The 23159-nt window shown below is 35.6% G+C and carries 27 protein-coding genes; 12 read left to right on the top strand and 15 right to left on the bottom strand.

What is annotated here, in order from left to right; translation table 11 throughout:
- Positions 1–100: 100 nt before the first annotated feature.
- From EGI22_RS11865 to EGI22_RS11835, 7 genes are all read right to left on the bottom strand, one after another.
- On the bottom strand, positions 101–772 hold the full coding sequence (locus EGI22_RS11865; protein ID WP_255068627.1) for a tetratricopeptide repeat protein: 672 nt from the start codon (positions 770–772) through the stop codon (positions 101–103).
- 80 nt (positions 773–852) lie between these two features.
- Entirely contained in the window at positions 853–987 is a 135-nt protein-coding gene (locus EGI22_RS11860) for a hypothetical protein (protein ID WP_255068626.1), read from the bottom strand.
- A gap of 11 nt (positions 988–998) precedes the next feature.
- On the bottom strand, positions 999–1538 hold the full coding sequence (locus EGI22_RS11855) for a hypothetical protein (protein ID WP_255068625.1): 540 nt from the start codon (positions 1536–1538) through the stop codon (positions 999–1001).
- Between the two features lie 2 nt (positions 1539–1540).
- Positions 1541–1945, bottom strand: a complete 405-nt coding sequence (locus EGI22_RS11850; protein WP_255068623.1) for a hypothetical protein — start codon at positions 1943–1945, stop codon at positions 1541–1543.
- Between the two features lie 594 nt (positions 1946–2539).
- On the bottom strand, positions 2540–3262 hold the full coding sequence (locus EGI22_RS11845) for a DUF3667 domain-containing protein (protein ID WP_255068621.1): 723 nt from the start codon (positions 3260–3262) through the stop codon (positions 2540–2542).
- A 146-nt stretch (positions 3263–3408) separates the two neighbouring features.
- Positions 3409–3990, bottom strand: coding sequence for a DUF1444 family protein (locus EGI22_RS11840; RefSeq protein ID WP_255068620.1), 582 nt, complete (start codon positions 3988–3990; stop codon positions 3409–3411).
- Positions 3991–4011: 21 nt separating this feature from the next.
- Positions 4012–4401, bottom strand: coding sequence for a hypothetical protein (locus EGI22_RS11835; RefSeq protein WP_255068619.1), 390 nt, complete (start codon positions 4399–4401; stop codon positions 4012–4014).
- Between the two features lie 504 nt (positions 4402–4905).
- Here EGI22_RS11835 and EGI22_RS11830 point away from each other — a divergent pair.
- Positions 4906–6954 (top strand): penicillin acylase family protein, encoded by a 2049-nt coding sequence (locus EGI22_RS11830; protein WP_255068618.1) that lies wholly within the window; start codon positions 4906–4908, stop codon positions 6952–6954.
- 5 nt (positions 6955–6959) lie between these two features.
- Here EGI22_RS11830 and EGI22_RS11825 read toward each other — a convergent pair whose 3' ends face one another.
- Both EGI22_RS11825 and msrA read right to left on the bottom strand, forming a co-directional pair.
- The gene (locus EGI22_RS11825) at positions 6960–7625 is read right to left on the bottom strand and encodes a hypothetical protein (protein WP_255068617.1); all 666 of its coding nucleotides are present in this window, start codon (positions 7623–7625) and stop codon (positions 6960–6962) included.
- Positions 7626–7743: 118 nt separating this feature from the next.
- Positions 7744–8826, bottom strand: a complete 1083-nt coding sequence (gene msrA, locus EGI22_RS24070) for a peptide-methionine (S)-S-oxide reductase MsrA (RefSeq protein WP_310588147.1) — start codon at positions 8824–8826, stop codon at positions 7744–7746.
- A 521-nt stretch (positions 8827–9347) separates the two neighbouring features.
- Here msrA and EGI22_RS11810 point away from each other — a divergent pair.
- The 6 genes from EGI22_RS11810 (at position 9348) to EGI22_RS11785 (ending at position 11950) form a co-directional block, all read left to right on the top strand.
- On the top strand, positions 9348–9896 hold the full coding sequence (locus EGI22_RS11810) for an RNA polymerase sigma factor (protein WP_255068616.1): 549 nt from the start codon (positions 9348–9350) through the stop codon (positions 9894–9896).
- Positions 9897–9900: 4 nt separating this feature from the next.
- The gene (locus EGI22_RS11805) at positions 9901–10203 is read left to right on the top strand and encodes a hypothetical protein (RefSeq protein WP_255068615.1); all 303 of its coding nucleotides are present in this window, start codon (positions 9901–9903) and stop codon (positions 10201–10203) included.
- A gap of 171 nt (positions 10204–10374) precedes the next feature.
- Positions 10375–10611: a hypothetical protein gene (locus tag EGI22_RS11800; protein ID WP_255068614.1), complete on the top strand. Its 237-nt coding sequence runs from the start codon at positions 10375–10377 to the stop codon at positions 10609–10611.
- Between the two features lie 18 nt (positions 10612–10629).
- Positions 10630–10800, top strand: a complete 171-nt coding sequence (locus EGI22_RS11795; protein WP_255068613.1) for a hypothetical protein — start codon at positions 10630–10632, stop codon at positions 10798–10800.
- 4 nt (positions 10801–10804) lie between these two features.
- Positions 10805–11200, top strand: coding sequence for an Hsp20/alpha crystallin family protein (locus EGI22_RS11790; protein ID WP_255068612.1), 396 nt, complete (start codon positions 10805–10807; stop codon positions 11198–11200).
- A gap of 135 nt (positions 11201–11335) precedes the next feature.
- Positions 11336–11950: a hypothetical protein gene (locus tag EGI22_RS11785; protein WP_255068611.1), complete on the top strand. Its 615-nt coding sequence runs from the start codon at positions 11336–11338 to the stop codon at positions 11948–11950.
- A gap of 37 nt (positions 11951–11987) precedes the next feature.
- On the opposite strand, the gene EGI22_RS11780 is transcribed toward EGI22_RS11785, so the two are convergent.
- The 4 genes from EGI22_RS11780 to EGI22_RS11765 form a co-directional block, all read right to left on the bottom strand.
- Positions 11988–12776 carry an alpha/beta hydrolase family protein gene (locus tag EGI22_RS11780; RefSeq protein ID WP_255068610.1) on the bottom strand — a complete coding sequence of 263 codons (789 nt, stop codon included), beginning with the start codon at positions 12774–12776 and terminating at the stop codon, positions 11988–11990.
- A 307-nt stretch (positions 12777–13083) separates the two neighbouring features.
- The gene (locus EGI22_RS11775; RefSeq protein WP_255068609.1) at positions 13084–14196 is read right to left on the bottom strand and encodes a Zn-dependent alcohol dehydrogenase; all 1113 of its coding nucleotides are present in this window, start codon (positions 14194–14196) and stop codon (positions 13084–13086) included.
- 4 nt (positions 14197–14200) lie between these two features.
- Positions 14201–16111, bottom strand: a complete 1911-nt coding sequence (locus EGI22_RS11770; protein ID WP_255068608.1) for a beta-L-arabinofuranosidase domain-containing protein — start codon at positions 16109–16111, stop codon at positions 14201–14203.
- A 76-nt stretch (positions 16112–16187) separates the two neighbouring features.
- Positions 16188–16982, bottom strand: coding sequence for a phytanoyl-CoA dioxygenase family protein (locus EGI22_RS11765; protein WP_255068607.1), 795 nt, complete (start codon positions 16980–16982; stop codon positions 16188–16190).
- Positions 16983–17073: 91 nt separating this feature from the next.
- Between EGI22_RS11765 and EGI22_RS11760 the strand changes: the two genes are divergently transcribed.
- Positions 17074–17949 (top strand): AraC family transcriptional regulator, encoded by an 876-nt coding sequence (locus EGI22_RS11760; protein ID WP_255068605.1) that lies wholly within the window; start codon positions 17074–17076, stop codon positions 17947–17949.
- Positions 17950–17972: 23 nt separating this feature from the next.
- Here the strand turns inward: EGI22_RS11760 and EGI22_RS11755 are convergent, their stop codons facing one another.
- Positions 17973–19223 carry a cystathionine gamma-synthase family protein gene (locus EGI22_RS11755; protein WP_255068603.1) on the bottom strand — a complete coding sequence of 417 codons (1251 nt, stop codon included), beginning with the start codon at positions 19221–19223 and terminating at the stop codon, positions 17973–17975.
- Between the two features lie 152 nt (positions 19224–19375).
- On the opposite strand from EGI22_RS11755, the gene EGI22_RS11750 reads away from it, so the two are divergent.
- The 4 genes from EGI22_RS11750 to EGI22_RS11735 all read left to right on the top strand — a co-directional run bounded on the left by EGI22_RS11750 (position 19376) and on the right by EGI22_RS11735 (position 22351).
- A complete protein-coding gene (locus EGI22_RS11750; protein ID WP_255068602.1) occupies positions 19376–19837 on the top strand; it encodes an Lrp/AsnC family transcriptional regulator in 462 nt (153 codons plus the stop codon).
- 22 nt (positions 19838–19859) lie between these two features.
- Positions 19860–20549, top strand: coding sequence for a metal-dependent hydrolase (locus EGI22_RS11745; protein WP_255068601.1), 690 nt, complete (start codon positions 19860–19862; stop codon positions 20547–20549).
- Between the two features lie 174 nt (positions 20550–20723).
- A complete protein-coding gene (locus EGI22_RS11740; protein ID WP_255068600.1) occupies positions 20724–21071 on the top strand; it encodes a helix-turn-helix transcriptional regulator in 348 nt (115 codons plus the stop codon).
- On the top strand, positions 21065–22351 hold the full coding sequence (locus EGI22_RS11735) for a type II toxin-antitoxin system HipA family toxin (RefSeq protein ID WP_255068599.1): 1287 nt from the start codon (positions 21065–21067) through the stop codon (positions 22349–22351). The genes EGI22_RS11740 and EGI22_RS11735 overlap by 7 nt, the downstream gene beginning before the upstream one ends.
- A 137-nt stretch (positions 22352–22488) precedes the next feature.
- Here the strand turns inward: EGI22_RS11735 and EGI22_RS11730 are convergent, their stop codons facing one another.
- Positions 22489–23061 carry a hypothetical protein gene (locus EGI22_RS11730; protein WP_255068597.1) on the bottom strand — a complete coding sequence of 191 codons (573 nt, stop codon included), beginning with the start codon at positions 23059–23061 and terminating at the stop codon, positions 22489–22491.
- Positions 23062–23159 lie beyond the last annotated feature (98 nt).

Below are 23159 nucleotides of genomic sequence, written 5' to 3'. Positions count from 1 at the left end.
AACTGTCTGCCAGCACTGAACTTGATACGAACCACAAACCTTCATTTAAGCACTGAACCGCCAATTTCTGGTGGGTGCTGTTATAGCCCCGTGTTTCTTGTCATTCGTTGCAATATTTCTTTAATTCTTCTTCAGCGTCTTTGTAGCCAAGTTGTTTTGACTTTTTAAGGTTCTCGCAAGCCAAGTCAGTCTGTCCTGTAGAAATATAAATAAAGCCAAGCCAAAAATAGCACTCTCCTTTCATATAATTTTTTTGTATTGCCGCATTAAAGTCATTGAATGCTCTATGCAAACTGTCAATGTTATAATAAGCGATTCCCCTTTCATAATGTATTTCGTGTCCTGGAACGTCAAACTCACTAAGGTCAATAAAATCGTTTGGAGTTAGGTCTAAATAAATTATTTGTCCGCCTTTGGTGTCAAAAGCTTTATCATAATATTCAACTGCTGTTTTGAAGTCGGCAATTCGTTTGTAATTATTCCCAATGTTAAAAAGTGCAAGTGTATTTTTTGGGTCAATTTGTAAAACACTTTTGTAGTCTTCGATAGCTCCCTTATAGTCTCCAAGTGCTGATTTCTCTGCTCCACGATTTATATATGAACCAAGATATTTAGGATCTTTCTCAATTGCTTTGTCAAGTAATTCTATTGCTTCTTTATATTTCCCCTTTTCAGAAAGTTTGTCCGCTTCGTTCAAATAGTCTTTAGCTGACTTGAAATCGCAACTTGTCACAAAAAGTATTATTGTCAGTATGAATATTACTTGCTTCAATGTCTTTTTAACATAGGTCATAACGTAAAAGTATTGCTGATGTGGTGGGATTTGAAATACTTTCAGCCCGCAACAAAATTTCATAAATGTACCAATTGCTGAGGAATATTACAAAAGTTCAGTCGGTTTCCGTCAGCTGGAAATACTGCCCAATATCGAATAAAAAGCTCATTTACTTCCGTCTGCCACCATATTGGCAATACGTTGTTAGGCACAGTGATTCGTTCTATTGCCAAAAGTAGCCATCATAAAATCTTATTTCTAAACTATACTTTTGAGCAAATTCCGCCATAAATTTCAGATTTTCAGTTTCGTGCTTTGTTTCTTCATGATATTCTTCTATGTAATTTTTGGTTAGGTAATTATGCAAGCCAGTCATGAGTTTGTAAATGTCAGATGAATCAGATGTGTCTAAATCATCATCCCAATAATCTTCCCCTTGTTTTATACAACTATGAATTTTTTCTCCCACATAATCAAAATAACTCAAAGTCTCAATGGTTGCCTCTGGAATATATTTTTCTATTTTTTCTATTTCTTCTTTTGTTCCATTAAAGTTATCTTCATCTGGAATTCTATAACTTGATGTGATTATTTTATAAAGTGGCTCGTAATGAATAATAAATTTATAAGTTTTAAAATCTTCAATTTCATATTTTTCAAATCTATTGTTAAGATTTTCTAAGTCTTCCAAAGACATTATTGCCTCACAGTTAGCTCTAATAAAAGCTATTACTTGGTGTCTTTCATTTCGTGGTCTTGCCATATTTATTCAATTTGATTTTTTATGAAATTTATGTTTTCTTCAATTTTATTTTGACTTAATGTCCGAATAGGTAAATTATTAAAATATTTAATTTCATAATTTTCCATTACACTTTCAAAATTAACTCCATCAATTTTTGGTAAGAGGTCAATAGTTAATGATTTATAATTAATTCGTATTATTTTATCGAAGATATAGTTGTTTAGTTTGTTTCGTCGATCAAATTTTAATATTAGTCCTATCAACTTTTCTGAATTATTTAACTCAGCAGGTATGTAGAAATCTAAATCTTTAATATCGATTTTGTCGTCATATAGATATTTGCCAAAGCCACCTATAGCAAAAAAAATAATGTCCGAATCCAATATTTCAGAAATTATTTCTTCTATGATTTGTTGCTTTTCCATATCATTGTGCCTAACAAGTCAGTTTACGCTACAATTTTTAAGAGTAGCGTTAATATCGCAATTGATTTTTTTGTGATTATTTTTTCTAAGTAACTGAAAGATAAGTATTTGTGTTTCGTATTTTATAGCTTTAATATTTTCATGTGAGTTTTGGAGTTTCGTAAACCGATATTTTTGTGTTTCCTTAATTTTTATTTCATTACAAACTTATTCATTTTCAAGAATATATACTATCTGAATAACAATAAAATTTAAGGCAAAAAAAAGCTCCCTTCACCGACCTAATTTCCATCTTTTTGTCCTTATTATTTTTGGGTTTGGTATTCCGCTTTTCCACTTGTTATGCAAGACATCTTACAGTAATATTATGAGGATTTTAAATCTGAATTATGAATTCCCAAGACTTAAGTTCCAAAAATTTTTCATAATTATCACAACAAACCTTTTCAAATATCAACTCTAAACTTGTTGGCCTAAGTTTTTGAAAATTAAAATAAATAGGATTGGAAATCCTGTCTTATTTAGCTTCGGTATGTCATTTGGAGCAGGGCGAAGAGCTGAAAACGCTATTGAAACCTGTTTTACTATAATATTTTAGTGTTTTATAATTAGGTCAATAAACATCCCCAAAAGGAAAGCCAAAATTCCAAAAGTTAACATACCTAATAAATATGCAAATATGGCTTTTACATAATTGAATATTTTGTCTCTTCCAAAGAATTGTCCGATTGCCCAAGAAATATAGATCATGCCTACAATGCCACCTATTTGTGATATTTTCAGGTTTGTCAGTCCAGCAAGCATCGCAAATATTGAAAAAATTAACATCGCAATACCTAAAACAAAGCAAAGCAATATTAAGATTTCAAAGTAATTATATTGATGTTTTTTGAAGAACAGCTTTGTCCAAAACGCGATGAATGCACCCATAATAATATTTGCATAACCATAGTGGCCTTTTATCCAAGCGAAAACTTTCATTGGTGTTCCCAACTTCGCCCCATCACCTTCAAATTTCACATACTGTTCTTCGATATGAAAAAAGTTGATAATAATAGAGTAAATTAATGAAGTCAGAATAATAAAAATAATTGGTTTAACAAGTCGGCTTCTGTTCTCAGTAAGATACCTTCTAATATTTTGACCTGGATTTATAGTGAGTTCTCTAATTGTATATAAAATTCCACGTTCAAAATGTAAGACATGTTCTATTTCGTGGATTATATAATGTCCATCAATTCTTTTAAGAGCAGAAGGTTGCCCACAGTCCGGACAAAACTTTGAGCTTACCTCGGTTTTACAGTTATTACAGTTCATTTATTTTATTCTAATATTTTATTAATTTGTTTATTTGCAGCGGGTTGGGTAACAAATGTTGTAACGATTGGGCTATGAGAAGGCGGTTTTGTGCGTTAGCCTTGTGCGGTTTGCAACCGCTTTCTTATAGCCTCGTGTTATCGGATTTATTCCATTTTTTTGAGTGTTCCGTCAAGTCTTTTAATAAAAAGGTTTTCTGTAAGTTTATAATGTCCATTTTGGAATAAATCTTGAGCTCCTTCTTTCAATTGTTGAATACCTGTTGGGTTACTTGCTAAAGAAATAAGTAGTAATTCTCTTGAAGGTATACTTATTACAATGTCGTCTGAGTAATCAATGCAGAATTTAGTCCAAAGTTCATCATAAAGGATTAATGATGATTCTAAAACCCTATCAAGCTTAATCATTTGAATATTTTCGTCACCTTCAATATTAATACCTTTTAGATTTACATATTTCTTAAGGTTTTCTATTGCTATAGACCGAAGTTCATCTTTATTAATTTTCAAAGCTATCAAAGTCGTTTCATTGATGAACTCAAACTGTTCACCTTTGTCAATAGCGAAAAGAATATCAATGTCGTCGAATAATTGAATACTAATTGGTTCTCCGACAACACTATTTGTCAATGAATTAGTCAGTTTACCTTTCAGTATTGGAAATATTTTATTCAAGTCGATTTCTGGAACGTGACTTCCATCTTTCTTTTTAAATAAGTTTTTAAACATGTTTTATAGAGTTTTATGTTATTATAGAAGTTCCCAACCACCTACATACTCGTCTCCAGTAATTTCTTTTAATTTTTCACAAAATTTAGTCCAACCTTCTAGCTCTCCATCTCCTCCTTCAATAGAAACAACATTATTTCTATCAATATATTCAAAATCTTCTGGGCCCTCCATAACACCATAGTTAGATTCTGAAATTAACAGAGAAATATCTTTAAAATAATAATGGTTTCTATCAAGTTGGGGCTCAAGATAATTGTTAATTGACAATCCAGGTTCATAAGCAGGTTTGCCCAAAAAATCTTTAACACCTCCAATAATTTTGGCCTTTGTAAGCCCTTCCTTTATTAATTCTATTTTTATTTCAGCAACTTCTTCCTGAGGCCAAAACTTTAAGATAATGTCAGACATCTATTTTTTGTTTTAATCTTTATTTCCGATAACAAGTCAGTTTACGCTACTATTTTTAAGAGTAGCGTAAATATCGCAATTGGTTTTTTTGTGATTATTTTTTCTAAGTAATTGATAAATAAATGTTTGTGTTTTATCATGCGGAGTGTTAATATTTTCATGTGAGTTTTGGAGTTTCGTAAACCGATATTTTTGTGTTTCCTTAATTTTTATTTCATTACAAACTTATTCATTTTCAAGAATAAATGCTAACCGAATAGTAAAAAACCTTTGAGCAAAATCAAGCTCATTTCGCCACCTAATTTCCATCTTTTTATCCTTATTTTTTGGATTTAATATTTTGGTGAAAAATTTATTTTCAAGAAAATACTAAGAAAAGAAATTTCCAAGAAATCTAAAACCTTCCATGATATTTCATCTGATTTCTAAATTTGTATTCTCTGTGTGTTTTTAAGATATTTTATTGCGTAATTTTAAGTTTATTCTTAACCTTATTTAAAATAAATGAAACTTGTCGTATTCCTTTTCCTGTCCATTTCTGCATTTGCTCAAATAAATCCTGAAAAAATCAACATTCTGAGAGACAAATGGGGCGTTCCGCACATTTTTGCCAAAACGGATCCTGAGGTGGCTTATGGCCTAGCCTACGCACATGCCGAGGATGATTTTAAAACCATTCAGTTGACTTTATTGGCCGGAAAAGGTATGTTGGGCAGACTAAAGGGCAAAGAAGGAGCCTCGGTAGATTATGTGGTAGAACTATTGCATTGCCGCGAAATCGTAAAAGAAAAATATAAAACCGACCTCTCGGAAGATTACAAAGCATTGATAGAAGGCTATGTGCAAGGCCTAAATGCGTATGCCAAAAATCACCCAAAGGAGGTTTTGGTCAAAAAGTCTTTCCCCGTCAATACCGAAGATTATATGACGACGGTTACGCTTTCACTTTCGGTTATTTCGGGCGTGGATGGCGTTTTGGGCGATATTTTTAAAGGAAAAATAAAGACGCTGGAGAGTTTCAAAGCGGCTGGCTCTAATGCTTTTGCTATATCGGGTTCAAAAACTACGGACGGCGTGCCTTATCTCAACATCAACTCCCACCAACCGCTCGAAGGGCCTGTGGCGTGGTATGAGGCACATTTGTGTAGCGAAGAGGGACTGAACATTATCGGTGGCCTATTTCCGGGCTCGCCAGTGGTGCTGCATGGCGTAAACGAAAACTTGGGTTGGGCACATACCGTAAACTATCCTGACAGAATAGATGTGTACCAGATGGAAATAAATCCTGCCAACAAATACCAATATAAATTCGATAATAATTGGGAAACGCTTAACCAAAAAACGGTAAAACTAAAGGTAAAATTAGGCCCGATAGTAATACCCGTAAAAAAGAAGGCTCTTTGGAGTAAATACGGTGCCACGGTGCAAACCGACAAGGGCACATTTGCGATAAGATACGGTGCCAACCAAGACATCAGAGGCATGGAGCAATGGTACAGAATGGACAAAGCCCGCAACTATTCGGAGTTTTACAAAGCCATGGAAATGGTGGCCATTCCGATGTTTAACACCATCTACGCCGACCGAAACGACACGATTTTTTATGTGAGCAATGCCAAAATCCCCTTGAGACCAACAGGTTATGACTGGAAAAATACACTTCCGGGCAATACTTCTGCCACGCTGACTACGGGATTCCATAAACTTCAAGATTTGCCACAATACGTAAATCCTGAAAGTGGGTATTTGTTTAACACCAACAATACGCCCTTTAATGCTTCAGGCGAAAAGGATAATCTGAAAGCCGAAAAATTTGATGAAACGATGGGCTATGAAACCCATGACAATAACCGCAGCATGCGGTTTCAGGAATTGATAGCTCAACATCAAAAACTTAGTTATGAGGACTTTAAAAAAATAAAATACGATAGTCAGTTGCCCGAAAAACTGGCGTTTCAGACAGATTTGAGTGAATTCTATCTTTTGAAATCCGCAGAACATCCCGCTATAAAAACCCAAATAGAGAGCATCCAAAACTGGAACAAAAAAGCTGAAATAGAAAGCAAAGGAGCGGCGAGTTTTTTGGTGATGTATTATTATTTATTCAAAAAACTAAAAAATACAGAAAGCGGTTTTGATACAAAATTGAGCAAGGATGATTGCATAGAAGCCTTGACGTATGTAAAAAAATATTTGGTGGATAATTTCGGAAAGGAAGAAATCAACTTGGGAGAATTACAGAAATTGGTAAGAGGAAAAGACGAAAAGGCGATTTGGGGAATGCCAGATGTTTTGACGGCCATACATTCTAAACCCTACAAAAATGGCACCATGAAAGCCGAGGCTGGAGAATCTTACATAGAATTGGTAAGATTCCCCAAGGTTGGACTGCCAGAAATAGAATCAGTAATAAATTATGGAGCATCTAACCACGAAAGCGACCCAAATTATGCCAGTCAAATGGATTTGTATCTAAATAAAGAAACAAAAAAAATGACATTGGATAAAGCACAGGTTATTAAAGATGCGGTTAGGAATTATCATCCGAAATGATAATATCAAAATCCATAAGAAACACCAACAAACACCATAGAGGATTTCACTCGGAATCTATCATTGTCTGATGGAACGGTTTGTACTTTGGTACTGGTAGTCAATTCATTAAACAAAAACTGATAGGCTAGCTTAAGTCCGATTTTGTTTGAAATATCATACTTTGCATAAAGATGTGAATTTAAAGAACCTTTATCTCTGTCGCCAACCAGTAAAAGATTAAGACTTGTTGGTTTTGCAGACACAACGGTGCTTTTTCCGTTGGTGATATAAGAAGGCGAGCCTGTCGGCCCATACGATAGGCCAAGAGCATCAATATTAAATCCAAATTCAATTTTTTTGTTGAGTCTATAGCCCAAATTAATCATTGCATTTAAAGAACTAAGAGATGGCTTTGGAGCTAAAAGCGTATCAAGGTTTTTAGGGTCTGAGGTCAAGTCTGCTGGTGCCGTGATAAAATTGATGTCAGTTCCAAAAAATGATGTAAATCTCAGACCAGTTCCTATTACAAATTTATTATTCTTTCCTAAAGTCCAGTTTTTGTGGAGTGCCGCTCCAAAACTACCAGACGAAGCACCAATGCCTCCACCTATTTCAGCATAATTATTTTTTTGTTGAGCCAATAAATTGGTGTTGATTAAAACAAAGAGCAATATTGATATTTTTTTCATTTTGATTTTTTTTTTGCAAAGAAGGAAAAAAACATATTGTTAGATTGTCGCTTTGCCGACAAACAAAAAAAGCAGTTTCCGTTTCAGAAAACTGCTCTTAATCAAGACGATAAAATGCTTATTGGTTTACGCCTTTCTTTAATAATTCAGGAAAGTTTTTGATTGCTTTGTAATACCTTGGTAAAGATACTCCTTGCACATATCCCTGGTTTGGATTAAGCTTTACGTAGTCTTGGTGATAGCCTTCAGCCTCATAAAATTTGGTAAAAGGAACTACCTCAATTGCCGCCGAAACTTTGCTTTTGTATTTACCAGATGCATCTAAAGTTTTGATATATGCCTCGGCTTGTTGTTTTTCTTGTTCGTTTTTATAAAAAATAATAGAACGGTATTGCCTTCCTCTGTCTGGTCCTTGTCCATTTACCTGCGTGATGTCGCCTGAATTAAAATACACTTTGAGTAATTGCTCGTAAGTTACGACTTTGGGATCGTAAATAACCTCAACAGACTCCGCATGAGATGTAACACCGCTGCCCACTTGCTCATAGGTGGGATTTTTCTCTGTGCCGCCTGCGTATCCCGAAATCACTTCCTGCACACCATTTACCATTTCGAAAATCTCCTCTACACACCAAAAACAACCTTGTGCAAAAACGGCTTTTTCTAACATTGGGGCTTTCTGGAAATACATGGCATCTCCGTCCATGCAATATCTCAATCCTGTTGGATTGGGGCCATCGTTAAATACATGACCTAAGTGAGCTTCACAACGAGCACAAACCACTTCGTCACGTACCATTCCGAGGGAATTGTCCATACCTACAGAAACGCTTTTTGAGGCCAATGGCTGCCAGAAACTAGGCCAGCCCGTGCCTGAGTCAAACTTTGTGGCTGAACTAAACAAGGGATTTTTGCAAGAAACACAAAAGAATATTCCGTCGCCTTTTACGTGGTTCAGTTCGCTTGAAAATGGACGTTCGGTTCCTTGCTCGCGGGTGATGTAATATTGCTGCGGGGTCAAGATTTTTTTCCACTCTTTGTCAGATTTTATAACTTTTTCGGTCCAAGTGGTATCTTCAGCAGCCAATCCAAGGTAGGCTGCCTTAGGAGCAGAAACTTTTTGTTTTTTGCGTGATTGCGAACAACCTGTTATACTAAAAAACAAGAAAAACAGTAAAAGGAGATTTGAGAAGGTTTTCATTTTTTATATTATTGTTTTATTTAAATTATTTCATTCGTTATGTCTTACTTACGTGTAAACTTAGGATTTTGTTTAAAAATAAATTCTTGTTGGTAAGGCATTTAGTTCTTTAACGTCAAAAATGGCGGATTTGAATCAATTTGTAAAATAAGTTTTTGTTTTTTGTCGGAAGGGTGACATTCTTGGCTGTGATTTTGGGGAATTCAGTAAGAAATTATGATGAAATTTGACAATTAAGCTGTTGATTAAAAGCGAGTTGCCCTTGCAGCAGGGATAGAGCCTTTGTTTGAGCTCCTTTGTTTGCTGGCGATAGCCGCAGACAAAGAGCGAGTGGCGAAAGCCCGGCCGCTGCCCAAAAAAATAAAAAACATTAGTGCGAAATTTGTTAACAAAAAAAGGTCAATATTGTATTTGAAAAGATTGGGAAGAGGGTTTTAAAGATTATTTGAAAGTTTTTTTGAAAAAATTAAAGTAAAATCGGGCTTGATACGTCTACTCAAAAAAAAGAAGATTATTAGCAAATGAGCGAAGAGACCAAAACGATTAAATCCACTATTCAGGCTTTTGGAAAAAAGCTGTTCGGGTTTATCCGTGGGAAAGTTCGGTCAAACGAAGACGCTGAGGATATTCTTCAGGATGTGTGGTATCAGCTTTCGAGTTTTGGCAATCTGGAAGACATCGAAAATGTGTCGGCGTGGCTCTATCAAGTGGCTAGAAATAAGGTGACAGACAGGTATAGGAAGAAATCGACGGACTCGTTGGACGATTATGCTTTTGAAGACGCTGACGGCGACTTGATTTTTAAGGAAATATTGCTTTTGGACGACAGCAATGACCCTGATTTGGCACTTTTTAAGGAGACTTTTTGGAAAGAACTTGAAAAAGCTTTGGAGGAATTGCCCGAAAACCAGCGGGAGGTTTTTGTGTTAAACGAAATGGAAGATTTAACTTTGCAGCAGATAGCGGACCTGAAAGGAGAAAAATTGAAGACGATCATCAGCAGGAAGGGCTATGCTGTGAAACACTTGAGAAATAGATTGAATTATTTATACGAAGAATTAAATTATTAAGACAATGAAAAAACGGCTTTTCTTTATTCCGGTAATCATGGCAGGGGTTTTGGCCTTTGGATGGGTGGTAATGACGCTTTGGAACTGGCTGGTTCCGGGTATTTTTCATTGGTCTAAAATCAATTATTTGCAAGCTTTGGGTCTTTTTGTTTTGAGCCGGATTTTGTTTGGTGGGTTTAATTTCAGAGGTGCAGGCTACAGAAAACCGCCCTTTGGGAATCCGAAATTCAAAGAAAAATTTATGGATATGAGCGATGAAGAAAAGCGGGCTTTTAAAGAACAATGGAGGCAAAGGTGCGGGAAGTGAGGTCCAATTTTTACAATAAAACTTAAAGGTCTTTCAACAATGAAAGGCCTTTTTTTATACTTTAAAACATTAAAAATTAAACAGTTAGAATTAAAACTTAAGAAAACTTCAAAAATTTTAAAGTAAAATCTCCACTTGCTCGTCTTCCATTATATAAACAAGAAATATAAAATGTTAAGATCAATTTTTTTCGGAGTATTTATGGGAGCCGCTTTATTTTTTGCTCCATTTATTATGTTGTTCTTTTTGCTGTTCTTCTTCATTATGGGTATGGGATTTAGAAGAAGAATGCGATATGCCCAGGCCCACTATCGCACCGTTAGGAATGATGTGTATGCTATGTCTGGATTTGAAAGCGTGGTTTTCAAAAACAGAAATCAAAATAGCCAAATCATCAATATAGATTAATTTTTAATCGTACAAATTATGAAAAGAAGACCAAGATTTTTTGTGAGTATCATAGCAGCTATGCTCACTTTCGGTGCACTGACGGCCCATTTCGGCTGGAGACACCACGGAAACCATCACGGCCGCCACGCAAATCATTGCGAAAAGGGCCATGAAACTCAAGATAATATTAACCAAAAAAACAATTAAAACCATGTGTAGAGATAGAGCTCATTTTCATCCGGCATTTCGTCAAATGCCTAACTTCAGCGGAGGTTTCCGTCGTCCAAAATACAATGTACCTTTGAATATTTCGGAAAATGAAACCGAATATTTGGTACAAGTTTATGCCACGGGATTTGGCAAAGAAAATATTTCGATAGCCGTAAAAGAGGATGTTTTGTACATCAACGGCCAAAAAGAAATTGAAAATCCACCGAAATTTACCCAACAGGAATTTCCTGTGAAAACATTCGAAAGAGTAGTAGCCTTAAATAGAAAAGTTGATATAGAAAACATCTCAGCCAAGCACGAAGATGGGGTTTTGATAATCACTCTTCCTAAGTCAAAAGAAGCTCTGCAAAAAGATGTAAGTATTGAAGTAATGTAATAGCTAATAATTTGATGTAAAAGGCAGCTTCTCTGAGGCTGCCTTTTTTGTGTTTATGTAAATTAATCTATTTCTAATGTCAGGAAAGCGAACATTTGCTTAATTTTACAAATAATCAAATCATAATTTTAAAATATGAAAACCACAAAAAGCATCTTAATTGTAGCATTATTGGCTATTTCCAGTGTAAGTTTTGCTCAATTCCCAAAGGCACTTGCAAAGCCTGCTGAAACAGTTGACGCTGTTACAGATTCTACTGAAATGATGTTGGATAATGTACTGAGCTTGAGTGCTGGAAAAGATAATGCAGCTACAGCGATGGCATTGACCAAGACTGTTGAAAGCATCGAAAAGTCTTCTGAAAGTTCTTCTGGCGAGTTTAAAGACAAACTCTTAGGTCAAGTTGGGAATTTGAAAAAACTTATTCCATTGATTTCGGGTGGTGGTGTTCAAAGCGGCGTTCTGCAAAAAGCTATAGCAATGGTAAAGATGGCTTTGGGAGCAAATAAATTAAGCTCGCTTATGGGTGGAAAAAGTCTTGTTGGACAAGCTTCTGCATTAACTGGCAATTTGGGTATGATGAAAAGTGGCCTGTCGCTTTTGGGTGGAAGTTCGGCTGCTTCTGGCGGTTCTTTGATTTCAACGGCTATGTCGAGTGTTAATCTTTTGAAAACTGGTGGTGCAGCGGCTGAGCCAAAAGTACGTGATTCTTTGGGTGGCGTATTAAAATTCGCTAAAGGTATATTATAAGAAATAGTTATGGAGAGGTGGCCAATTTGCTGCCTCTTCAAAGTTTACTACTAAAAAACTCCAATGTTTCGACAATATGCTCCGACCAATATTCCCACTGGTGAGCACCAAGATTTTCTTTATAAGTGTGCTCGATATTGTAATTTGTCAAATCTTCGTGGAGTTTCCTGTTTTGTTCAATTAAAATATCTTCTGAGCCGCAATCAAACCTAAAAGGTGGAAGTTCTGATTTGTTCTTTATCATCCAATCCAACACCCCGTCTAGCTCCAAAGCTTGGTTTTTAAGTTCAGAAAAATCAGATACAAATTGTTCTATTTGCTCAAAATGGGTAATCGACGATAAACCAGAAAATGCTTTGAAAATCTTTGGATATTTTGCTCCCAATCTCAAAGCTCCAAAACCACCCATTGAAAGTCCAGCAATGAAAACAGGCGAAGTTTCGTCAACTTTCGGTATTAGCTCTTTAGCTACTTCTATCACATCTTCCACTATCCATTTTTCGTAATTCTCGGTTTTATGAGGAATATACGCACTTCCATCTCCAAAAAGTCCGTCCGAAGGCATAAGCAAGACCATTGGTTTTATTTTACTTTCAGAAATTAAACGCTGAGCTGTTTCATGCACTTTGCCTTTCATCGCCCAAGCCCAGTGGCTACCATAAACGCCGTGTAGAAGAATAACTACGGGTAAAGATTTTGCATTTATATCGTCTTTTGAAGGATTATAAACCGTGATATCGGCACGCTTTTTTAGAGCATTGCTTTTTACAGTAATGAATTCAAGGTTTTGATAATCAGCTATTTCTGTTGTAAAAAAACTACTCATAGTATTCGTTAAATATTTACCTCCATAAAACAAATGCAAGCGTATGAAAATTAAACCCTTTCATGGTTTTTTTTTTCAAAGAGGTTCGTTTTTGTTATAATAATGTCACCTCTTCGGGGTTCAAATTGTCTAAGATTTAGAATGCTAATTTTCAATATTTTTGTCAGATGAAATTAATTTTAAATCAATTCAATTATAAATCTAAAATCGTCAATCGAATTAATCTAAAATCGCATTAATCGAAAATCTAAAATCGTAAATCAAATTAATCGTAAATCAAATCAATCATCAAATCGAATCAATCAAATCAATCTTCAAATCGAATCACGCCTTTGGCATTTTTGCCTTCGTGCATATCTTGGAATGCTTGAGCTAGGTCTTCTAAAGCGTAAGTTCGCGTAACCATTTCATCCAAAAACAAGTCGCCTTTGGCATATAGATCTTGCAAAATAGGAAAATCTATTTGCGGTCGACATTTTCCATAAAGCGGATTTATATACACTTTATCCCATTCAAAAAGATTCATGTCTATCGTGATTTCTTGCTCAATGCCACTGACTTGAACTGCCGTACCTGCATTGCGTATCATAGCCAATGGTGCAGCTCCTAAGTCAGGAATGGCAGTACATTCAAAAGCATAGTCTGCTCCTCTCCCACCACACAAATCTTTTACGGCTTCGGCTGCTTTTAATAAACCGACATCTTCTTTTTCTGTCAAAAGTGTATGCGTAGCACCGTATTCCAAGGCCATTTCAAGTCTTAAAGGATTTACATCAACAGCAATTATTTTGCCTGCTCCCGCTATTCTTGCTCCTTGAATCACATTGAGACCAACGCCACCAGTTCCCAATACCGCCACATTGGCTCCTGGCTTTACTTTGGCGGCATTGATAACAGAACCGTAACCCGTCATTACACCACAACCTACTATTGCAGCTGAAGTAAATGGCATATCTACATGAATTTTAACACAAGCAGCTTCTCTTACCAAGGTGTATTCCGACATGGTTCCTAAGCTAAATGCTTTTTCGATGGCTTGGCCATTAAAGATGGTTGACTCAAAAGTAGCATGGCCTCCACTTACTTTATTTCCAGCCGTTACTGCCGAATTACGTTCGCAAATATGTTGGTTTCCTTCTTGACACTGAAAACATTCATAACATGGAATCGCCCAATTGAGCATTACTTTGTCTCCAAGAGAAAAGTTTTTAACAGCCTCGCCAATGGCCACAACTTCGCCAGCACCTTCGTGGCCCATTACCAAAGTTTTGCCCCACGACTGCGAATCCCAATCGGTATGACAAATACCTGCGGCCTTTATTTTTACCAATATTTCATCGTTTATAGGTTCTGATATTTCGATGGTTTGAATCGAAAATTTACCCTCGCCTGATGCTATTGCTGCTTTAGATTTTATCATATTTTTAAAAACTTGTTTGTCTTAAAACCGTTTTTCCGAAAGGTATTAAAGTAACAGGCTCAATTTTGTTGTTTTCTAAATTTTTAAGCTGAGCTATAATATTTCCATTTTTATAAGTTGCCTTATGGTTTTCAACAAATTTAAATCTTTGATTCGATTTGGGTTTATAGGTTAAATCATTAAAAGCGTCGGCATAAGATTTCCCAATTTCGGAAATTGAGGCTATTGGTTTTGCGTAAACAATGGCTCCATATTTAAAATATTTTTCCTTATTTAAATCTTCCTTTATTGCGATGTATGTAGTAAAGTTAATCGAAAATTCATCATTTTTTTGAAATTCTCTTTCTATTACTATATACCCATCTTCGATACTAAACTTTTCTCTTGTAATGATATTTTTTACCCATTCTGGTTTCCTGATTTTTAGTTTAAAACCTATCGCTTTTTCACCAGTAATTTTGAATTTAAATTCATTTTTGTAAGGATATTCTGTTATCTCTTCAATTTTGACTGGGATTCCATTTATCGTTGTTTCCAAAATATTTGGACAAAGTAATGTGGCTACCAAAGTATTATCAGATTGTTTCATCCAGGCAGATTTTACGAAATACGGACTTATTTTGCCTGCATTAGGATTGCAACAAACTGCCACATCTTGGTGAGCTGGAGAATACTTATAGCGGGTTTGTTTTCGGTTGGGTTCTACCTCCCCATTTTTTGTACCATCCATTACGAAACTATTGTCGGTTTTAAGGTAGGCAATAGCCGAATGATTGGGGTCACGGCTACCTTGGGCGGCATTGTAAAAAATATTTTCTATATCATCTGCAATAGCCGCATTTCCACTTTTTTGTAACAATGAAGTATAGCTATCCATCAACTCATGCAAAGAACAATACTCATAACCAGTAGCGGTGGCATCGGCTATTTGTTTCCAAATCCATTCGTCTCCAGTAGCACCTCCAGTCATGGTAGTTGCCTTTTTTATTTTCGTTAAATAGAGCTTTAATGCCTTTTCTAATTGAGGATTTCCAGTAGCATAAGTGGCCGTAATGAGCGGTCGAAGGTGTTCGTAAGTATGAACGGCATGAGACCTTAAAAGGTACTTTTCATCTAAAATATTATTTAATTGAGCATCTGACTCCGAAGTATGATTTTCTGAAAAATCAGCGTATAAAAATGCGGCATACTCCCAATATTTTTTATCATTGGTCAACTGATACATCCTATCCAAAACATCCGTAAAGGTAAGTCCATGGGCTACACCACCCGAAAATCCATCACCTGAATAAAAAGGATGGGATTTATAAATCGGATAATTCTCCATTACATTAGCAACCGCTTTCTGTAGTGCCTTCCATACAATTGTATCTTGAGTAGCCTCAAAATACCCCAAAAGTCCACGATACAAAGTAGCTTTTGCCCATAATTCTCCATTTTCAGAATTGAAATTATACCGCAGTTCTTTATCATAAATACCTAAATACCCATCATTATCTTGGGTTTTTAAGATTTCATAAACATGTTTTCTGGACTTTTCAATGGCCGCTTTATCATTTAACAAAAAAGCATTTCGCATGTAGCCATCCCACCAATTGGATTGCGTTTCAGAATTCCACCACATGTACTGACTTGAGCCTTCGATATCTCCCGATTTCGAATTTCCCAGGTCCTTTTCTTTGCTATTTTTGTGCATTCGGCCCTCGCCATATATGGGGTCATTGATTAAAGAAGGAACTAATCTGTCTAAGTTTCCTACAAACCCTTGCAGGTCTTTTTGCATTTGTTCTTTCAGCCATCCGCTAGGTTTGATACTTCCAAATGGCAGGGCATGGTATTTTTCATTTAGTGACTGTGCAAATGAAATATCATAGGACAGCAACAAACAAATTATTAAGAATTGTTTTATTTTCATCTAAATTAATTTTGGAAAGAATACATGAGTTTACTTTAAAATCAAAAATTTATTTTTTCTGAAATAAAGTACAGTTTCAGTAAACCACAGGATTCAATTCCGTATTTATCACCTCTCCAATTTGTGCACCCGGACACCAAACTTCCCAATCTTTCTTTTGATTTTCGTTTTCAGGTTCTTTTAAAATCATATTTTTGTCCATGTAAATTACCGTCATTACTTTACGCATCTTATCTGTTTGGTTGGCACCTGCTCGGTGAAAAACCCAACCCGAATGGAAACTTACTTCGCACAAGTCAAATGGCTCAATAACATGTTTGAAATCAGTAACTCTTAACTTTTGGGCAATCATATTTTCACTATCATCGCTGATGGCCAATTCTCTACCTTCAACTATAGCATGGCTGCCCGCACTAAACTCCAAGGGGCCCATTTCTAGTGGAATTTCTTGTAAAGGAATCCAAGCGGTGATTGTTTTATCTGTCTCTAAAGGCCAATAATATTGATCAGCATGCCATGGCGTGATGCCACCACCACCTTCTTTAAAAAGTGCTTGGTCATGATAAATTCTTGCTCCTTCTGCCTGCATAAGTTCGGCGGCTATTTGACCCAAACGGCGGCTCATCACAAATTCTTTAATGGTTTCGTCTTCTCGCCAAAGGTTGAAAATCTGCAAAAAAGCCTTACCATAAGTATCACGAGCATCAAGAGGTTTTTCTTGATTGTTGAGTTCGTTTACTTTTTCCGAGATTTTTTGGCCATAATAAGCCAAAGTTTCTGCATCAAACACATTTTTTAGCTTGATGTATCTGTTTTTTTGATAAAAGTCGATTTGTTCTTGCGACAGTTCGTAGGTTAGGTCGAGTTTCATAAAAGGTTTAAATTTTGATGATGCAAGTTGGAGAGAATTCAGGAAAATAAATTTGACAAAATTTTCAAAAAATTGTCTAATATTATCATTAATGAAAATAATTAATGATATTTTTGATAAAAAAAGACAATTGAAAGCTGTTTTTGAAAAATTAGACCAAAATATTACAAGCTCATTTCTACTTCGAAAATTTGAGCTTCCTGCTTTTGACGCACCTTTCCATTTTCATCCCGAATTTGAACTTACACATATAAAAAAAGGCGAAGGCCAACGCTACGTGGGTACTCAAGTTGAAGATTTTGGAACGGACGACTTAATTTTTTTAGGTTCAAATCTGCCGCATTGTTGGATTTCCAAATCTTTGCCGGAAGGCGAAACCGTTGAGGCAACAGTTGTTCAATTTAAAAGAGATTTTTTAGGTTCTGCCTTTATGGAATTGCCCGAAATACAAAAAATAAAAGCTCTTTTTGCAGCATCAAACGCTGGATTAAAGATTTCGGGTAAAGTAAAAACAGAAATATTAACAGAAATGGGGCTTTTGGATGAGAAAGACGATTACCAAAAACTATTAGCTCTTTTAAAAATTCTAGGTATTTTGGCAAATTCAAATGATTTGAAGCCCATTGATCCATCTTTTTCAAGCATAAAACATTCTAATAATGAAACAATAAGATTTCAGCGTGTTTTCGCCTATTTAATCGAACATTATCGCGAAGAAATATCGCTTGAGAAAATAGCAGAAATTGCACATCTTTCACCCACTTCTTTTTGCAGATATTTTAAAACCTTAACTGGCAAAACATTTCTAGAAATTGTAAACGAATATAGAATACAATATGCTTGTCAGCTTCTTAGAAAAAACGAATTGTCAGTTAGCCAAATAGCCTATGAAAGCGGCTTTAATGATGTGCCGTATTTCAATAAATTGTTTAAAAAAATGAAGGGAGTGAGTCCGTTGGGGTATTGATTTCAATCACAACCAAATTCTTTTCATATTGAATTTAATGCTTGCTCGATGTCCCAAATTATATCTGAATAGTTTTCTACACCAACTGACAGTCTAATCATTTTATCCGTGATATTCATTCTTTTTTTATGCTCAATATCCACTCCGGCATGGGTCATGGTTGCAGGGTGTTCTACTAATGACTCAGTGCTTCCCAAGCTTACAGCGAGCTTTATGAGTTTAAGATTATTCAAAAATACAAAAGCTTCTTTTTCTCCACCTTTTAGGTCAAAAGCTATCATTGCTCCAGCCGAGGAATACTGTTTTTTATATATTTCGAATTGCTCTCCGTCTTTTTCTTCCAATAAACCTAGAAAATAAACTTTTTCTATCTTGTCATTAGATTGTAAAAATTCTACCACTTTTAAGGCATTATTTGCTTGTTGTTCCATTCGAACTTTGAGCGTTTCTAGGCTCCTCAGCAGTAACCAACCTGTCCAAGGTCCAGCCATGTTGCCAAGAAAAGTCCGCAAGACTTTTATTCTACCCATCAAAGGTTTATTTCCCAAAACTGCACCCGCTATAACATCGCTATGTCCGCCAATATACTTTGTAGCAGAATATATTGAGAAATCGGCACCGAATTTTAATGGATGCTGCCAAAGCGGTCCCATATAGGTATTGTCTACAGCTACAATTACCTTATCGTGTCCATCTTTTTGAAATCGATCTGCAATTTTTCTACACATTGCAATATCTATCAGAGTATTGGTTGGATTGGCAGGGGTTTCTAAATAAACCATTGCCAGATTGCCTTCTGAAATCTCAACTTTTTTAATTATTTCTTCTTCTGTATCAAATGGACTAAACTCAACAACCTTAATACCGAATTTTGGAAGAAAATGAGTTATAAAATGATCCGTGCCGCCATAAAGAGGACTACTTACTAAAATGATGTCATTGGGTTTTAGAAATTCCAAAAAAACGGTAGTTATGGCTGACATGCCGCTCTCAAAAACTGCACAATCCTCCGCTCCATCCCAAAGCGTAAGTCTGTTTTCTAGAATTTCTAAATCAGGATTATTAATTCTGCTATAAATTAATCCTAACTCTTCTTTTTCTTTTTTATCTCTCAGCCCGTAGGCAATTTCAAAATAAGCCTTGCCTTCTTCAGCGTTTTTAAAAACGAAGGTAGAAGTTTGAAAAATGGGGCATTTAATGGCTCCTTCTGACAAATGAGGATTATAGCCATATGACATCATTAAACTTTCAGGACTAAAACTTCTTGTCTCCATTTTATTTACTTTTTATTGGTCAAAGTTTAAAATTTTAATTAAAAAAATCAAACAAGATATACTTTTAAATAAAAATCACTGAAATATGATTATATTTAAAGTAAATTCACTTTTACTATAAAATTTTATAATAACATTCAGCGAAAATAACTGTGGAAAATTTAGATAATGTAGACCTAACAATATTAAAACTTTTACAACAAAATGCTCAGATAACTTCAAAAGAGTTATCAACTCATTTAAATTTGTCTTTGTCACCAATATATGAGCGAATAAAACGCTTAGAAAAAGATGGTTATATAAACGCTTATGTTACGATATTGGATAAAGAAAAAATGGGTTTTACCTTAATTGGCTTCTGCCATGTATCTTTAAAGGAACATGCAAAACCTTTCTTGGATAAATTTGAAGAAGATGTTTTACAATTTAACGAGGTTGTGGAATGTTATCATGTAACAGGCAATTTCGATTATATGTTAAAGGTTTTAATAAAAGACATGAAAGAATATCAAAATTTTATTGTGAACAAATTGGCTATTTTAGAAAACATAGGCAATGCTCAAAGTCAATTTGTTATGACTGAAATAAAAAACACCACTTTTTTGCCAATTTAAATAAAATCTAATTTAAAATATCATGCTACAAACAAAAATTCAATACCTAGGTCATTCATCATTTTTGGTGAACTTTGGAGGCAAAAAACTCTTATTCGACCCTTTTATTTCTGGAAATCCTATGGCTAGTGGCATCAAGATAGATGAAATAGAAGCCGATTATATTTTTATTTCGCATGGACATGGCGACCACATGGCTGATGCTGAAGCTATTGCAAAGCAAACAGGTGCTTTGATAATTTCAAATTATGAAATCATGGGCTGGTTTGAGCAAAAAGGCTTGAAAGGCCACGGAATGAATATCGGAGGCAAATTGAGTTTGGATGGTTTTACTTTTAAAAATGTAATAGCAATACACTCCAGCGTACTTCCTGATGGCACCTATGGAGGTAATCCCATGGGTTTTGTGGTTTGGAACGACACCAATTGTTTCTATTATGCAGGAGATACTGCTTTAACTTTAGACATGCAATTGCTCCCAAAAATATGTCCGCCGCTTGATTTCGCCATTCTGCCAATAGGCGATTATTTCACAATGGGTTACGAAGATGCTGTTATTGCTGCCGATTTTATTGAATGTAGCAAAATCATCGGTTGCCATTTTGATTCATTTCCGCCCATCAAAATCGACCATCATGCGGCCAAGGCCGCTTTTTCAAGTGCAGATAAGGAGTTGATACTTTTGAATGTTGGTAAAGAGGTTTTGGTTTGATTTTTTTCTTTTTGGAATTTTGTTTAATTAATTTTATTTTAAATGTTGCCCTAAAGCAACATTATTGTGCTTAAAGTAATTTATTGTTGTCTTTTAGCGACATATTTTTTTATTCCATATTTATTTGGTATATTTGTTGTGTAAAGAAAACATTAATATAAAACATCAAGCATAATGTCGTATTTATACAACAATTTAAATTGGTATAGCATGAGTGATGCTGCCATAATAACCGAGCTTGGTAAGCAGCTAAAACGTATGCGTATCAAGGCCAATATTACCCAGCAAGAGTTGGCTGACAAAAGTGGTATATTTCGTAGTACCATTAGCGAAATTGAGAATGGGCGTGTAAGTAATATGCTGAGTTTTGTTCAGATTTTACGTGGGTTGGAGCAGCTTGACATACTTGGGGCATTTGTGGTTCCGGATAGCATCAGCCCACTTATGGTGGCCGAGCAACAAGCCAAATACCGTAAAAGAGCTACTGGAAATAAAAAAACTAAGCCCGCAAGCGAATGGTAAATCTAGCAAATGTGATATTGTGGGATAAGCTAGTGGGTGCCGTTTTGTGGGATGAGGCTCGTGAGGTAGCATCTTTTGAGATGGATGCTGCCTTTGTTCGTCTAGGACTTGATATTGCCCCACTAACTATGTCGCTTCAAAGTGCATCAAAGGGTACGATTTTTCAGTTTCCAGCTTTACCAAGAGAAACATACCAAGGTTTGCCCGGTTTATTGGCCGATGCACTTCCCGATAGATTTGGTGGACAGTTGATAGATATTTGGCTGGCATCACAGGGTAGGGCCCGCAATAGTATGAATCCTGTAGAACGACTCTGCTACCAGGGCAACAGAGGCATGGGTGCATTGGAATTTGACCCAGCCATAAAGCAAGAGAAAGAAACGGATAAAAATCTAGAAATAAGTAATTTGGTGGCTTTGTCAAAAAAAGCTTTGGAACAAAAAACCGAATTGAGTACCGCTCTAAGTCAAACAGAAGCTGAAGCTCTGAAAGATATCGTAAAGGTGGGGACATCAGCGGGTGGTGCAAGAGCAAAAGCCGTAATAGCCTATAATCCACTCACTAAAGCGGTACGAAGCGGCCAGCTCGTTGCCCCAGAAGGCTTTGAGCATTGGTTGATAAAGTTTGATGGTGTAACAAACGAACAATTAAGCGACCCCAAGGGTTATGGCCGAATAGAATATGCCTACTATAAAATGGCGATAGCATGCGGCATAAACATGACCGAAAGTAAACTATTGGAAGAAGGCGGAAGAGCCCATTTTATGACTAAGCGGTTTGATAGATTACCCAACAACCAAAAACTACACATGCAGACACTCTGCGGTCTGTGTCATTATGACTACAACAATCCGAATGCCTACGCTTACGAGCAGGCGTTTCAGGCCATGCGTGAGTTAAGGCTTCCCTATACCGATGCCGAGCAATTGTACCTCAGAATGGTGTTTAACGTAATTGCCCGTAACCAAGACGACCACACTAAAAACATTTCGTTTCTGATGGACAACTCTGGCAAATGGAAGCTTTCGCCAGCTTATGATGTCACCTATGCCTATAATCCCGAAAACAAATGGATAGCTCGCCATCAAATGTCAGTGAACGGAAAACGTGAGGGTATTGATCAAAGTGATTTGCTGAACGTAGCAAAACAAATGAACATCAAGAAACCCAAAGACATCATAGCCCAAGTAAAAGAAACGGTGAGCAATTGGAAAAACTTCGCTCAAGAAGCCCAAATGCCTGAAAGGCAAGCTATTGCTTTGGAAAAGACTTTTTTGTAGGGGATATAGAAAGGTTAAAGCTTGGTTGGATTGGAAACCCTTTTTGTCTGGTTTTGAAGATGCCATTCGAGGTGTCTCAAAGAGAAAAATAGAATTTTCAAGATTCTCGAATAATGATGAAATAATTATAGGGCGGATTAAAACAAACAATCCGCAAGTATTGAAATAGTTTTTTGATTAGGTAGAATCCAAGTAACTATTGCTCTTGAGCCATCAAAACAAGGTTTGCTATATAAATCTTTTTTAAAAGGGTCATTGTTGTTTTTTTGAATTTTTAGATTCCAAAGCCCATCTCCAATTGAATTTGAATGTGTTTTGAAACTTAGAGTATCTACTTCTATTTTATGCTGGTAAGGTTTTTTAGTCCAGTTTATCTCATTTATTTTAAAGGCGATACTGTCGTCTAAAAGCGTAATATCATAGTAATTACAATTTAGACAAATGTTGTCGAAATACTCAACAAGGATTAGTGTGTCTCTTCTGTTTTCTAAGTTAATACTCTTTGTATTTGAAACAAATTCTAAAAAATCATTTCTAAAAACATCCATTTTTTGAAGTTGTTTTTTGAGTTTTTCATTTCTTATATGTTTTCTGCTTTGAATAATAGATTTATTGAGAGTATTATAAGATGACTTTGTGCATTCAATAAGAAAGAAGCTGCTAATAGTTAGTAGGGCCAGCAACAGACTGGTGGATTTTATTATCCTCATTTCGATTTTTTTTGGTTGAAAATAATTTACGAAATCATATTTGGTCTCTTAATTTTTTCTTCGAATTTACAATGTTTTATTGGATATAATTGGAAGTG

Source organism: Lacihabitans sp. LS3-19, assembly GCF_024343575.1.
In the GTDB taxonomy this organism is placed as follows: Bacteria; Bacteroidota; Bacteroidia; order Cytophagales; family Spirosomataceae; genus Leadbetterella.
Note: the sequence above shows the minus strand (reverse complement) of the source record. Positions and strands in the feature narration are given on the sequence as shown.